This is a genomic window from Sphingomonas sp. CFBP 13714 (assembly GCF_014842205.1).
Taxonomy (GTDB): Bacteria; Pseudomonadota; Alphaproteobacteria; order Sphingomonadales; family Sphingomonadaceae; genus Sphingomonas; species Sphingomonas aerolata.
This window is the reverse complement of record NZ_JACYVG010000005.1, coordinates 41,842-55,914: the sequence shown is the minus strand read 5'-3', so window position 1 is coordinate 55,914 and position 14,073 is coordinate 41,842. Positions and strand designations below refer to the sequence as shown.

Below are 14,073 nucleotides of genomic sequence, written 5' to 3'. Positions count from 1 at the left end.
TGTGCTTGCCGCCGACCCCTGCCCCACGAGCATCTACTGAACCTGTTGCAGCGGCCCAGCGGGTCCGCGTTCTAGGCTGGTAAGCACAGTGCCCAGCACCGCCGCCCCAAGCGTGCTGCCAGATTGCAGGCAACAAGGTGGAGGCCGTCGTGGCGCCACGCTCTGCCAAACCCACGCTGCCCTGGATCAGTGTAAGGATAAGGCACCACAACCCATCGTTCGCAGGTCGCACAAAATTTAGCTTTGCCGTCTCATTATGCGATAGCGCTGCGAGAATTCCGGAGCGCAATATGAAAACGATCTTACTCAGCTTGTCTCTGGCAGCAGTGGCCGCACCGACAATCGCGAATACGGATGATGTGAAGGCCAGCGCCGCGCGCCAAGCGGAGGAGCGGTTGCATACCGATTGGGCATGGCTCGGCCGCTACACGGAGGCCAATACGGCGTTGCCTGCCGGCATGGCGGGCCCACGCGTCGTCTTCATCGGCGATTCAATCACGCAGGGCTGGTTCGACATGGCCCCTACCTTCTTTACCGACAACAATCGCATCGGACGCGGGATCGGCGGGCAGACAACGCCGCAGATGGTGTTGCGCTTTCGCCAGGACGTGATCGATCTGAAACCCGCAGTCGTACAGATCATGGCCGGCACCAACGACATTGCCGGTAATACCGGGCCGATGACGCCCGACCAGTCGAAGGCTAATATCATGACGATGGCGGAACTCGCGCGCGCGCACGGGATCCGTGTGATCCTCGCCTCGATCCCGCCCGCCGCAAATTTTCCGTGGCGGCCCGGCCTGGAAACCGCCGACAAGATCGTGGCGATGAATAGCTGGTTGAAGGGATATGCTGCGCAGACCGGCGCTACCTATGCCGATTACTGGACGGCGCTACACGACGGCAAGGGGTTCCGTGCGAGCCTGACCTATGACGGCGTCCATCCGAACAAGGCGGGATATGCCGTCATGGGACCGGTTGCCGAAGCGGCGATCCGCGCCTCGCTCGCCAAGCCTGCCCCGAAGGCGCTCGCCCGGTGATCGTTCTCGCGCTGGCGCTCGCAGCCGTCATCGCCGGCCCAGTGGTGCGCGCCGACGATGGTCCGGTCCGCGGCGAGGCGCTCGCGAACGGCGGTGCGGTGTTCCGCGGCATCCGCTTCGCCAAACCGCCGACCGGACCGCTGCGGTGGCGCGCGCCCGAACGGCCGACGCGTTGGACTGAACCTGTCGAGGCAATCGCGCCCCATGCGGCCTGTCCGCAACCCGTCTATGGCGACTGGAACCGGGACGCGGCGATCCATAACTCGGAGGATTGCCTGTTCCTCGACGTACGCACGCCGACGTCGAGCGCGACCGCGGCGCTGCCGGTGCTGGTATGGATCCACGGCGGTGGCAATCGCGCAGGCGCCGGCGGCGGCACCGTCGAATCGCGGATCACCGAAGCAGGCATCGTGCTGGTCAGCATCCAGTACCGCCTCGGCGCGCTCGGCTTCCTGTCGCATCCCGCCCTCAGCCGTGAACAGGGCGGGCATTCGGGCAATTACGCGCTGATGGACCAGCAGGCGGCGCTCGCATGGGTCCAGCGCAACATCGCGCGCTTCGGGGGCGATCCAAAGCGCGTCACGATTGCGGGGGAATCTGCCGGCGCGCAGGACGTCGCGCTACACCACCTGGCCCCGGCTTCGCGCGGGTTGTTCGCGCAGGCGATCCAGGAAAGCGGAACGCCCGGTTTCGGTGTCGCGCCGCGGACGCTAGTGCAGAACGAACGCCTGGGTGAACGTCTCATAAGGGCCGCCGGACTGCCGGATACGGCCCCGACCGCCCAGCTCCGCAACCTGTCCGTCGCCAAAATCCTGGAGGCGCAAGACGCAGTCGATGTTCCCGATCTGGACGATGACAGCTTCATCTGGTTGCAGGCGATAATCGACGGTCGCGTCCTGACCGATACGCCCGCCAAGCTGCTGGCGAGCGGCCGGTTCGCAGGCACGCCGCTCGTCATCGGCGTTAATGCAAAGGAACTGCCCCTGCATGGCGGTCGCGCTGCGGCGGAGGCGACGGTTCGACGCGAATTCGGTGCGGGCGCCGACCGGGCGCTCGATCTCTACGGTCTCCAGCGAGGCGGTACGCCGGTCGATGATCTGCGCCTGGGTGACGTCACCGCGCAGATCGCCGATGACGTGACCTTTCGCTGTCCGACGATCGCCGTCTCCAAGGCATTCGCACGCATCGGTGTACCGGTGTGGCAGTATCAGTTCGACTACGCGCCGGCTGGCGGCACGGTCAGCCATGCAAGCGAGATCGGCTATGTGTTCAACCCGCCGCAACCCGGCCAGCCGCCGCTACAACGCTATTGGGTCAACTTCGTCAGAACCGGCAATCCCAACAGCGCCGGGTTGCCCCTATGGGCGCGCTATTCGGTCGACACGCGCGCCTACATGGCGTTCGAACAGACTGGCCCGGCTGCGCGGCGAGACCTGCGCGGGCCAATCTGCACGCTGCGCGACACTCCCTAACGCGCCGGCATCATCAGGCGATCAGGAGCGCCGCCCGGCTCGGCAGGCTGCGCGAGCCCTGGACTGCGCGCAGCCAAGCCGAGGAACGCGTCGTGCGGCTGCGCGAGCGCAACAGCCTGTTCAATCGACTCCTTCATCCGGGCAAATGCCGATTCAAGGTCCGGAATCGAGAAATGGTCGGCACCGGGATCATGCGCGGCCGCGTCGATCCCGAAGCCTGCATACATCGACAGCCAACTCGGATCCTGGAACGATTCCCACTCATACCGGACCAGATGGCCGCGCGCCTTGAACAACCGGAGCTTGTGCGCCAGCGCGTTGGGGAGCGCCGTGTCGCGGCAGCGATCCCACATCGGCTCTCCACGCCTGACATTGGCAAAATAATGGAGCAGCAGGAAATCGCGGATCCGCTCATATTCCAATCCGGTCGTGCGATTATATTCCTCCGCCAGCGCGGGATCAAACCCGCGATCGGGCAGCAAGGCGAGAAGCTTCTCGATACCCGTCTGTATCAGCGTGATGCTGGTCGATTCGAGCGGTTCCATGAAGCCCGCGGCGAGCCCAAGTGCGACACAGTTCCTCTGCCAAAAGGCCGTACGCCGCCCAGTGCGAAAGCGGATCATGTTTGGCTCGCCGAGCACTTCGCCCTCGAGCCTCCTCTTCAGCGTAGCGACCGCCTCGTCGTCAGAGATGTGACGGCTCGAATAGACATAGCCGTTGCCGACGCGGTGCTGGAGCGGGATGCGCCACTGCCAACCGGCTTCGAGCGCGGTGCTGCGTGTATACGGGGTCAGCGGCCCCGATCGCGTGCACGGCATCGCCACTGCCCGGTCGCACGGCAGCAGGTTCGTCCAGTCTTCATACGGCACGCCCAGCGCGCCGCCGAGCAGCAGCGACCGGAACCCCGAGCAGTCGACGAACAGATCGCCATCGATCGCCTTGCCGCAACTGGTGTCCACCCCGCTGATGAACCCCGTACGACCGTCGACGCGCACATCGGTGATAGTGGCATCGATGTGTTCGACGCCCCATGCGATCGCCTTCTGCGCCAGGAACCGTGCGAATAGCCCGGCATCGAAGTGCACCGCCCAGTCGAAAAACAGCAGATCATGCACCGGCCGGTCGGTCGGCGGCATGAACAGGTTGCGCTCCGCCAGCGCGGTGGCGAGACAGAAATCGGCCAGCGGCGAAGCGTGACCGGCAACGTTCATCTTGCGCCAGTAATGATGGAACGCCACGCCGCGCGATCGCATGCCGTACAGGCCGAACGGGTGGAAGAAGCGCTCGCCTTCGCGCTTCCAGTCGACGAACTCGATGCCGAGTTTGACCGTGCCTTGCGTCGCCGCCATCACCTCCTGCTCGGTGACGCCGATTTCGCGGAAGAAATCGCGGATGCCCGGCACGGTCGCCTCGCCGACGCCGACCGTGCCGATCGCGCTGGAGTCGATGACCGTGATCTTGACCGGCTGGCGCTCGAGCCGGCGCGCGAGCAACGTTGCCGCCATCCATCCCGCCGTGCCGCCCCCGACGATGACGATCGAGCGCAGCGGCCCGCGGGCGGATGCCGGACCCGGTGTTCTGCCCGTCATGACCAACTCCCCGTCAACGCAGTCCGGCGTACAGGTCCCCGCCACCCCGATGAAAGCCGGCGGGCATCTGCGTCACACATTACGCCTCAGAACTTGAAGCGTGCACCCGCCATGAACCGGCGCTCGTAAATGTTGTTGTAGGCCTTCTCGTCCGGGAAGGTCAGATAGTATTTCTCGTATTCTCCGGTCAGGTTCGACCCTTGCGCATACAGCGTCAGGTTCGGCGTGAAGTCGTAGCTGATCGACGCGTCAACATAGTTGGTTGGCTGCTGATAGAGTTCGAGACCCTGGATACCGCCGAAATTCTGCTGCACCGCGCGCTTGGAGCGATAATTCCACGCGACACGCGCTTGGAAATGATCGTCCTGGTAGAAGCCCGCCAGATTGGTCTGGATCTTCGAATTATCCTGGAACGGGATCGCATCGCCCTTCAGATCGACCGCGCCGGAGTCGGACGGCGAATAGGTGATGTTCGCGTCGATACCGAAGTTGGTCAGGATCGACGGCATGAAGCCGAGGTCGCTGAACGACTGTTTCCAGCCTGCCTCGACGCCCTTCAGCGTCCCGCCATCGCCTTGCACCGGCGTGCTGATCGAGACCGTTCGGTTGCGAACGACGCCGTCATTGTCGGGCAGGTCGGTGCGGACGATGTTGCCCGACTGGATGAAGCTCGCAACGTCGATGTAGAAGGCACCGACGCTGATCAGGCTGCTCGCGCCAATATAATATTCGAGCGATCCCTCGACGTTGGTGGCGCGCCACGGATCGAGCTGCGGGTTGCCGTTGGAACTGCCGCCGGTGACGCGGAACACGGGCGAACCGGGGTTGCTCGTGTCGATCGCATAGGTCGGGTTAAGGCCGCCGCCCCATTGATTGAGGTCGAGCAACGTCATCGTCTTCGAATAGGCAAGCCGCAGCTTCACGTTCTCGGCGAGGTTGAACGCGAGATTGAAGGCGGGCAGGAAGTCGGTGAAGCTGCGCTTGGTCTCGACGGTGCCGTTGCTCAGATTGGCCAGGCCATAGGGCTGTGGCGAACCGGTGACGAACTGCGTGATGTCGAGCTTGGTGTTGATGATTTTGAGGCCCGCATTGCCCGACACCGGGATACCGAACACGTCGCCCTTGACGTTGAGCTGCGCGTAGCCCGAAATCTGCTTCACGCCGACGTTGAACGACGCGCCGGGGTTCTGCACTTCCACGTTGCCGGGATAAAAGCTGTTCTGGAACGCCAGCGCGTTGTCCATCACCTTGGGATCCAGCACGTAGATCGGCGGCAGGCCAGCGCCCGGCAGGTTGTACTGCTTGACCTGCCCGTTGAAGATCGGATCGCTCGCCTTGCGGACCTGCCCTGCGGTGTAGGGAGCGAAGCTGGCGGTCCCGAATGTGCCCGTACCGGCACGGCACGAAGCATCGTTCAGGGGGACGTCGAATGCCTTCCATTTGACCAGGCAGCCACCCGCTTGCGACGCCTGCCCGGCATAGAGCGGTGCCGCGCGATCGAATTCGAAATCGTCGACCGTGCGCTCGCTATACCGGCCACCCAGGGCCAGGCTGACATTGTCGTTCGCCTCGTAGGAGACGTCACCGCGGATCAGCTTGAGGTCGCCCTTGCGCCGGTAATTGCCCTCCGACGAGGTCGTCTTCATCGTGTAGCTGTCGATATTGCCGAGCGCGTTCGTCAGCTGCGATGGCAGCGTGAACACGGGCTGGTTGCCGGTGAAATCGACCGTCGCTGGTAGCGACGCCGCGCCCGCCAAGGTGTTGACGACATAGCCGCCGGGATTGAACGCGACGTCTCCCGTCGAATAATGACCGATCCCGCCCGGCTGCCACTGCGCGCCGTTGGACGGGCTGAACTGCAGATAGCTCTGGTCGTAGTTCGAATAGGCCTTGCCGTAGATACCGCGCAGGCTTGCCTTGAAGCGACCGCCATTGTCGTACTTGAGTTCGACATTGTAGTTCTGCGACTGCGACTTGAAGCGATCATTCTGCGCGTACGAGTCGAAGTTGCCGAGATCGTAATTATAGACTTGTGTGGTGTTCAGGTCATAGTCGCGAGTCACGCCGCCGTTGCTGAGCGAAACAACCGAACCCGTGTTACGCGACTGCCCCGGGACGAATTCGGCCGCCTGCCAGTTGACGTTCTGCATCTGGATGCCGGCAGTCCGGTCGTTCTCGTTCTGGCGGGTGAAGAACGCGTCGGCGTTCAAGGTCAGCGCATCGCTGATCTCCCACTGCGCCGAGGCATTGATACCGATCCGCTCGCGCTGGTTCACCTTGTCCCAGGCGGTGAAACCCTGTGGGACGATGAACGCGTCGTTCGAGTCACCGTCGCCGTTCACGTCGCGGCCGGTACCGACGATCGTGCCCTTGGGACGATTGGCGGGCGAAAAGCCGCTGCTCAGGTTGACGTCGCCAGTCGGGTTGGCGGCGGTGTTGAACTGCTCGTTGTGGAGCGCTGCGCCATAGCCTTCCTGGATGCCGTTGTGCGAGTTCGACAGATGCAGGTTCGAATAGGCCCCGGACACGAGGAAGCCGACCTTCTCGCCACGGAAGCCGAACAAGCCGTTCAGGTTTGGATCGAATTCCTTGGTCTTGTCGCCGTACGCGCCCTCGGCGGCAGCCGCGAAGGTGAAGCCCTTCTTCAGGTCGAACGGACGGCGCGTGCGCAGGTTGACGGTGCCGGTGATGCCCGCGTTGAGCAGGTCCGCCGTGCTCGACTTGATGACGTCGGCGCCGGCGAACAGCTGCGACGGGATGTCGTTGAAGTTCGGCTGGATCGTCGTGATCGATTGCGCGCCGAGATAGGCCTCGCCGTTGAGCAGCGTCGTCACCTGTGGCAGGCCGCGAATGTTGATTGCCGCCCCCTCACCCGCGTCGCGGCGGATCTGCACGCCAGGGATACGCTGGAGCGAATCCGAAATGGTCACGTCGGGCAGCTTGCCGATGTCTTCGGCGGAGATCGAATCGGTGACCGACGCGGCATCGCGCTTCAGGTTGACCGCACGCCGCTGCGCGCCGCGAATGCCGGTAACGACGATGTCCTCGCTTTCTGCGGCGGCATCACTCGTCGGGGTGGTCGGGGTTTGCGTTTCGCTCGCCTGATCGGCCGCAGCCGCGGACGGCGATGCAGCCTGATCGGTGGGCGCGCTTTGCAACACCCCCTGCGTCGTCGATGTTTGCTGCGCGAGCGCAGTACTGCTGCTGACCAACGCCGTCACCGACGCGGCGACCATCAACATGTTCTTGGATTTTGCGCGCAACATTCCGACCCTCTCCCTCACAATCAACACCGCCAGCGATTGGCGAACGCTTTAGCCTGCGAGAATGAAGTTGATCGGCGCCGCGGCGCCCTACCCCTCTCCCACGTGCCAGCCGCAACTTACCGTTGTCTTGGCACCCGTGTTCTACCGCGCCGCAAAGCGCCGTCAATTGGATAATCAATTTGCGTTTATTTTTCGAACTGGCATTGTCGTTCGGGATGGCCGTGCAGCGGTCACGACCATGGGGGGAGGATATCTTGGGGGAGAGTGGTACCATTGCCAACATCGGCGGGCTGGTATGCGAAGATGCCGCGCCGGCGCTCGGTATCGATTTCGGCGGGACGAAGATCGAAGCCGTGTTGCTCTCGAAAGACGGCGCGGCTGCGTGGCGGCAACGCATTCCCAATCCCGGCAGCTACGACAGCGCGCTGACCGCGATATCGAACCTGGTCGCCGCGGCGGACGACGCCGGAAGCGCGCGCTGCACGGTCGGGATCGGTGCACCGGGCTCGCCGTCACCGCGAACCGGGATCATGCGCAACAGCAACTCTACCTATCTCAATGGCCGCCCCTTTCGCGAGGACCTCGCCCGGGCGCTCGGTCGCCCCGTACGGCTGGTCAACGATGCCAATTGCCTGGCCCTGTCGGAGGCGATCGATGGTGCCGCTGCGGGTGCGCAGAGCGTCTTTGCGCTGGTGATCGGTACCGGAGTCGGTGGTGGCGTCGTGCTGTCCGGCGCCGCGATTGATGGTGCGCACGGGATCGCTGGTGAGATCGGCCATCTGCCCCTGCCCTGGCCCGGCGGACGCGAGGCCGATCCTCCGGCATGCTGGTGCGGGCTGTCGGGCTGCATCGAGAGCTGGGTTTCGGGTACCGGCTTTGCGCGGGCCGCGGCCACCGAACACGGCCTCGCGCTAAGTACGCCCGACATCGTTGCCGCGGCGCGCTCCGGCGACCCCGCGGCCCGCGCCGCGCTAAGTGCCTATGTCGATCGCCTCGGGCGTGTGCTCGCGCTCGTCGTCAACCTGCTCGACCCCGAGGTGATCGTCCTTGGCGGCGGCATGTCGAACGTCACCGAAATCTACGCCGGCCTGCCCGATGTCGTGCGACGCCACACATTTTCCGATCTGTGGGACGGCCGTATCGTGCCCGCACGCTGGGGCGACGCCTCCGGCGTTCGCGGTGCCGCAAGATTATGGACAAAGGATCCGCAGGTCGGTCACTGACCCGGCATACCGCGGCACAAAACTGACCGGCGGCACTGCCAAGCCGGCACCTCAGGAGGGACTATTCATGCGACTGGCGACACTCACCACCCTGTTACTGCTAGGAACGGCCCTGTCGGGCGCGGTCGCAGCGCAAACCGCGCCAGCCGACGCGCCAGCAGCGATCGGCAACGCCGGCCCCTATAACGTCGACATCCTCGCCGGCGGGATCGGCGTCGAGCGCGACCTGACCGGCGCGCAGGCAGGGGTCGCCGCCGATGCGCCCTGGACTCTGTCGACCTGGGTCCGGCCCGGTGCGACGCGCATGACCGGCACCCTGCTGGCCGTCGGCGATCCGCTAGGGGCCTGCCGCTGTCTCTCGCTCGTCGATGGCCGCGTCACCGGCGCCGACGGCAGCGTCCGCGTCACCGGCGGAAGCATGCTCGCCGCCGGTCGCTGGACGCATGTCGCCGCCGTGTCGGACGGTCGCACGCTGACGCTCTATGTCGACGGCCGGCCGGTCGCGTCGCGCGCCGGCCGCTCGGTCGCCGTCACGCCCCGTCTGGCACTGGCACCCGTCACCGGCACCGGCCGCGCGAAGCAGCATTTCGGCGGATCGCTGGCCGACGCGACGTTCGACGCGCGCGCGCGGAACGCCGCGGCACTGGCCGACGCGGCCCGCGCGCAGCCAGACTTCGCGCTCGTCCAGTTCTGGCAGGTCGGCGTCGGCTGGCCGCTCCAGAAACAAGCCAATATCGGTTTGACGCAGCAACAGGATCCGTGGACGCTGCCAAAGGCACGCGGCGACGCCACCACGTCGCCGGTCTTAAACATGCCCTTACCGCCGACGGGGTTGGCGCCGGCACGCGACGGCCGCTGGCTGGTGAACGGCTGGCAGCTTGCCGCCGCGCCGGACGTGCGCGACGATGGTGCGACGCTGTCACGTCCGGGCGTGCCCAGCGGCACATGGCGTGCCGCAACCGTACCGGGCACCGTGCTGACCACGCTGGTCGATCGCGGAGTCTATCCCGACCCCTATTACGGGTTGAATAACCTCAAGATTCCCGAAAGCCTCGCCCGGCAGGATTACTGGTACCGCACCAGCTTCACCGTCCCGCCCGAAGCCGCCGGAAAGCGGCTTACGCTCGTCTTCGGCGGCATTAACTATGCCGCAGACGTTTGGGCAAACGGCCGCAAGCTCGGCAGTACACGCGGCGCGTTCATCCGCGGCCAGTTCGATTTCGTCCCCGTCGCCGGTGACAATGTCGTCGCGGTGCGCGTGTCGCCGCCGCCCCATCCCGGCATTCCGCACGAACAGTCGATCAGCGCCGGCGTCGGCGAGAATGGCGGGCAGCTCGCCATCGACGGTCCGACCTTCGTCGCCACCGAAGGGTGGGACTGGATTCCCGGCATCCGCGACCGCAACACCGGGCTGTGGCGTCCGGTCGAACTGCTGGCGCATGGCGACGTCCGCCTGCTCGACCCACAGGTCGTCACCGACCTGCCGCTGCCACGGACCGACCGTGCCGATGTTTACATCACCGTCCCCGTTCGCAACGACGGCACCACGCCGCGCAGCGTCACCGTTCGCGCGGCGTTTGGCGATGTGCATGTCGAGAAGACGGTGACCGTATCGCCCGGCGAGACGAAGGTCGCCTTCTCGCCCAAGGACTTCGCCCAGCTGCGCGTCGCAAATCCGAAACTCTGGTGGCCGAACGGCTATGGCGAGCAGGCGCTGTACCAATTGTCGCTCGAGGCGCTGGCTGATGGCCGGCTGTCGGACACGCGTACCGACCGGTTCGGGATCCGTGAGGTGAGCTACGACCTGTCGCTGTTCGATACCGCGGGCGCGCTCCGGCGGGTCAATCTGCAGTTCACCGATGGCAGCCTGCGCGGCGAACGTCTTATCGACGTCCGTCACGAAGCGATCAAGCAGTCGCCGAACGGGTGGACCGAGTCGCTGACCGTCGCCGGCCAAACCTCACCGGCGGTGACGCCTGTCGAGGAGACGATGCCCGAGCCGCATTTGACCATCCGCGTGAACGGCGTGCAGATCGCGGCGCGCGGCGGCAACTGGGGCATGGACGATGCGATGAAACGCGTCGGCCGGGACCGGCTGGCACCCTATTTCCGTCTCCAGAAGGAGGCGCACATGAACGTCATCCGCAACTGGATGGGTAATAACACCGAAGCCGAGTTTTTCGACCTCGCCGACGAGACCGGCATGATGGTGCTCAACGATTTCTGGCAATCAACGCAGAATTTCCAGGTCGAGCCGCAGGACCCGGAGCTCTTCCTCAAGAATGCGGACGACGTCGTGCGGCGCTATCGCAATCACCCGTCGATCATCCTGTGGTTCGGCCGCAACGAAGGCGTGCCCTATCCCACGCTGAACGAAGGGCTCGACGATCTCATCGCGCGCGAGGATGGCACGCGCTGGTTCACGGGCAGCTCGAACGTCGTCAATCTGCAGGGATCGGGGCCGTACAACTACCGGCCACCGGTGGGCTATTTCACCGATCTGGCCAGCGGCTTCTCAGTCGAAACGGGAACGCCGTCGCTCTCGACGCTTGAATCCGTCCGCGCCACCATGCCCGATAGCGAGACCTGGCCGCTCAGCGACACGCTGGCCTATCACGACTGGCACTTTGCCGGGAACGGCGACATCAAGACGTTCATGACGACGCTGGCGACGATGTTCGGGCCTGCGACGAGCTTCGCCGATTTCGAGCGGAAAGCACAGATGATGAATCTCGAGACGCACAAGGCGATGTATGAAGGGTTTCTGGGCCATCTCTGGACCAAGAACTCCGGTCGGCTCCTGTGGATGACCCACCCGGCCTGGCCGTCGAACGCATGGCAGATCTACAGCTGGGACTATGATACTCATGCGGCATATTACGGGGCGAAAAAGGCCGCGGAGCCGCTCCACGTTCAGCTGAACTTGCCGGGCAACGAACTGGTCGTACTCAATACCACCCGCGAGCCACGCCCCGGCCTTCTCGTACGCACGCGGGTCGTCGGGCTCGACAATGCCGAACTGTTCAGCCGCGAGGACCGTCTCGATGCAAAGGCGAATGCGGCAACCCCGCTTGCCGCCGTACCACTCGACCGCCTGTTCGCATCGCATCCGATGGTTCTGGTCAAGCTCGACATGACCGATCGGTCCGGCACGACGGTTGCGGAGAATTTCTACTGGCGCGGCAAGGACGAGGCAGCCTATCAGATGCTCAACAGCCTGCAGAGCGTTACCCTGAGCAGCTCGGTCGCCGCCCCGATATCGGTCGGTGACGACATGATGGTGGCCGTGACGCTCACCAATGCCACCAAGGTGCCCGCGCTCAATGCGAAGCTGACGCTGGTCGATACGGCGGGAAAGCGCATCCTGCCGGCATTCTACAACGACAATTATGTCGCGCTCCTGCCCGGTGAGACCCGGCGCATCGAAATCCGCTATCCAAAGACGGTCGGCGCGGCGCCGGCGGCGGTGACGTTACGAGGCTGGAACCTCCCAGAAATGACGCGTCCAATCGGACGATAGCCCGTTTGATCGTACGCAGGTCATTATGGGGCGCGACTGCGTCGCCGCCCCTGATGATCGGAACTACGTCCGGAACGGGACGCCTTGAAGGGCGACGGGGCACACCTGAACATACGGCGCTTTACGCTAAAAGTACCACCTATTGCGAACTGCCGGCTTTCCACCAAGAAGCGACACTCGCCCCCCCCCGCCCCTTCTTCTGAACGAACGTCCGTTTATGCCGATCGCCGGCCGAAAGCAGACAGGCTGCTTTCCACCAGCTTTGCGTGCAGAAGGTCTGGTGTTGCCGAAAACCGCGGGATGGCTCAAAAAAACTACGCGGCGGTAGAACGTACGACCGCACGACATCGGGCACCGCGCTACTCCTCCTCATCCTTGCGCGACTGACCAGCAGCGAGATTGGCAAGGACCGTATTGCTGAAAGCGACGCGGCGATCTTCGCGCGGACGATCGAGATCATCGTCGTGCCATGTGAAGACCGCCGATCAACCAGCTTCCGCATGCTCGATCCTGGAGGTTCGAGGCCGACACCGCGGATTGCCGCGACGGCGCGGAACCGCCCCCTCGCACCGCCACGTCGGGCCAATCAATATCTAACTCGTGGATAATCCGGTCGAGCGTTTGCGCCTTTGGCCAAGTGCGGACATTTTCGATCCGAGACAGGGCAACGCAGGTCATTCCTACACCGAAGGCAAGTGCTTCCTTACTGATCGCCCTAGAGTGCCTTTCACGTATGTACGATGATCCCTGAGTATCTCTCCGAGCTCCGGCCGCAGATGGCTGAAACCTTGTGGCAGTCGCATCCGGGCGGGGGGACTATCCGATTTCATGAAACCGGCATGTAACATGACGTGTATTTCGTACGTACCCGCTGACAGCCGTAACACAACGCTGGTATGGCCGCTGCACGGATAATGTTGGCACAGGGACCAGAAGCGCAACAAGCGCTGGCCGAGCTTGTGCGCTTGCTGGCAAGGGAAGCGACCATCGAACATGCATGCGGGATTCCCGTGCCGCCGAGGCGGTGAAGCAAAGGCAGGCCGAGACATCGGCTATTACCACATGGAAAAGCTCACTAGCCTTGACCGCCTACCCTACAACGGCTTCATGGTTTCCTGTTTTCTAGCAAAGATAGAGAATGGTCCCGCTTGCTGGCCACGAGCGGTCGCTATACTTAACGATTGACATATCCACCTCAGGATTGTGGACACGCAAGCCCAGCCAGGAGTTTAAAGCCTGCGACGGCGGCAGTTCAGCTTGATGTGGTGAAGCTGGTGCGAGAGGGTCGCGCCGCGGTGTCGCAGGCTAGCCAAGATCTGGACTTGCCCGATAACCTGCTTTGCAAGTGAGGGCATGATATAACGTTCGAGTCCTTGGCGACACCTGGGGGACTAGCCGATGTCCTGGTTCTGAAAAGCGCTCGGTGTTCTGCGCAGCAAGCTCGGGCACTCGACCCTGGGCTATCACAGTTCTACAGATTTTGAACGGCAGGCACAGGTAGCTTAACCTCGCGTCTATTGGCCCAGCAGCGGCTTATGGCGTTGGGGTCACAGATGACAAAGTTCATGCCACACCCACGCCAATGAGGGGCAAAACCGGTCAGAGATATGAATACGCTGCACAACCGACAACGCCGCCCGTGAGGGCGGCGATTGTAGTTCTATATCGGTGGTTGCGGGGAGGTGCAGCCACCTTGATTTGCTTATCGAATGTCGATGCTGACTTGCCCAATTACATAGTGATGAAGCGAATTGCGTTGTCTACTTCACCCCTCTGGTTCCCTTGTGTCAGGGGTCCGCGATCTCGGCCGTGTCTGAGCCAATGCTATTCTCGAGAACCGTCATAGCCTCTTGCTTTTGAAGGCATATTTGGTGGAACGCGGAACGGCAGCTTCCAGGAAGGCGCGTGGCAATAGCCGACATTACGGGAGCTGCCGCTTTTCCCAAAATAGATCGATTTTTTT

General features: G+C 63.7%; 6 protein-coding genes. 4 read left to right on the top strand and 2 right to left on the bottom strand.

Annotated elements, in window-relative coordinates; translation table 11 throughout:
* The first annotated feature begins 290 nt into the window (after positions 1-290).
* The gene (locus IFT54_RS12390) at positions 291-1,040 is read left to right on the top strand and encodes an SGNH/GDSL hydrolase family protein (protein WP_192070867.1); all 750 of its coding nucleotides are present in this window, start codon (positions 291-293) and stop codon (positions 1,038-1,040) included.
* Positions 1,037-2,512, top strand: a complete 1,476-nt coding sequence (locus IFT54_RS12385; RefSeq protein WP_192070866.1) for a carboxylesterase family protein — start codon at positions 1,037-1,039, stop codon at positions 2,510-2,512. Before IFT54_RS12390 ends, IFT54_RS12385 begins: the two co-directional genes overlap by 4 nt.
* Here IFT54_RS12385 and IFT54_RS12380 read toward each other — a convergent pair.
* On the bottom strand, positions 2,509-4,101 hold the full coding sequence (locus tag IFT54_RS12380) for a tryptophan halogenase family protein (RefSeq protein WP_192070865.1): 1,593 nt from the start codon (positions 4,099-4,101) through the stop codon (positions 2,509-2,511). The genes IFT54_RS12385 and IFT54_RS12380 overlap by 4 nt on opposite strands.
* Before the next feature lie 86 nt (positions 4,102-4,187).
* The gene (locus tag IFT54_RS12375; RefSeq protein WP_244648922.1) at positions 4,188-7,367 is read right to left on the bottom strand and encodes a TonB-dependent receptor; all 3,180 of its coding nucleotides are present in this window, start codon (positions 7,365-7,367) and stop codon (positions 4,188-4,190) included.
* A 254-nt stretch (positions 7,368-7,621) separates the two neighbouring features.
* Between IFT54_RS12375 and IFT54_RS12370 the strand changes: the two genes are divergently transcribed.
* Positions 7,622-8,590 (top strand): ROK family protein, encoded by a 969-nt coding sequence (locus IFT54_RS12370; RefSeq protein WP_244648920.1) that lies wholly within the window; start codon positions 7,622-7,624, stop codon positions 8,588-8,590.
* Between the two features lie 67 nt (positions 8,591-8,657).
* The gene (locus IFT54_RS12365) at positions 8,658-12,110 is read left to right on the top strand and encodes a glycosyl hydrolase 2 galactose-binding domain-containing protein (protein ID WP_192070864.1); all 3,453 of its coding nucleotides are present in this window, start codon (positions 8,658-8,660) and stop codon (positions 12,108-12,110) included.
* Positions 12,111-14,073: the final 1,963 nt, after the last annotated feature.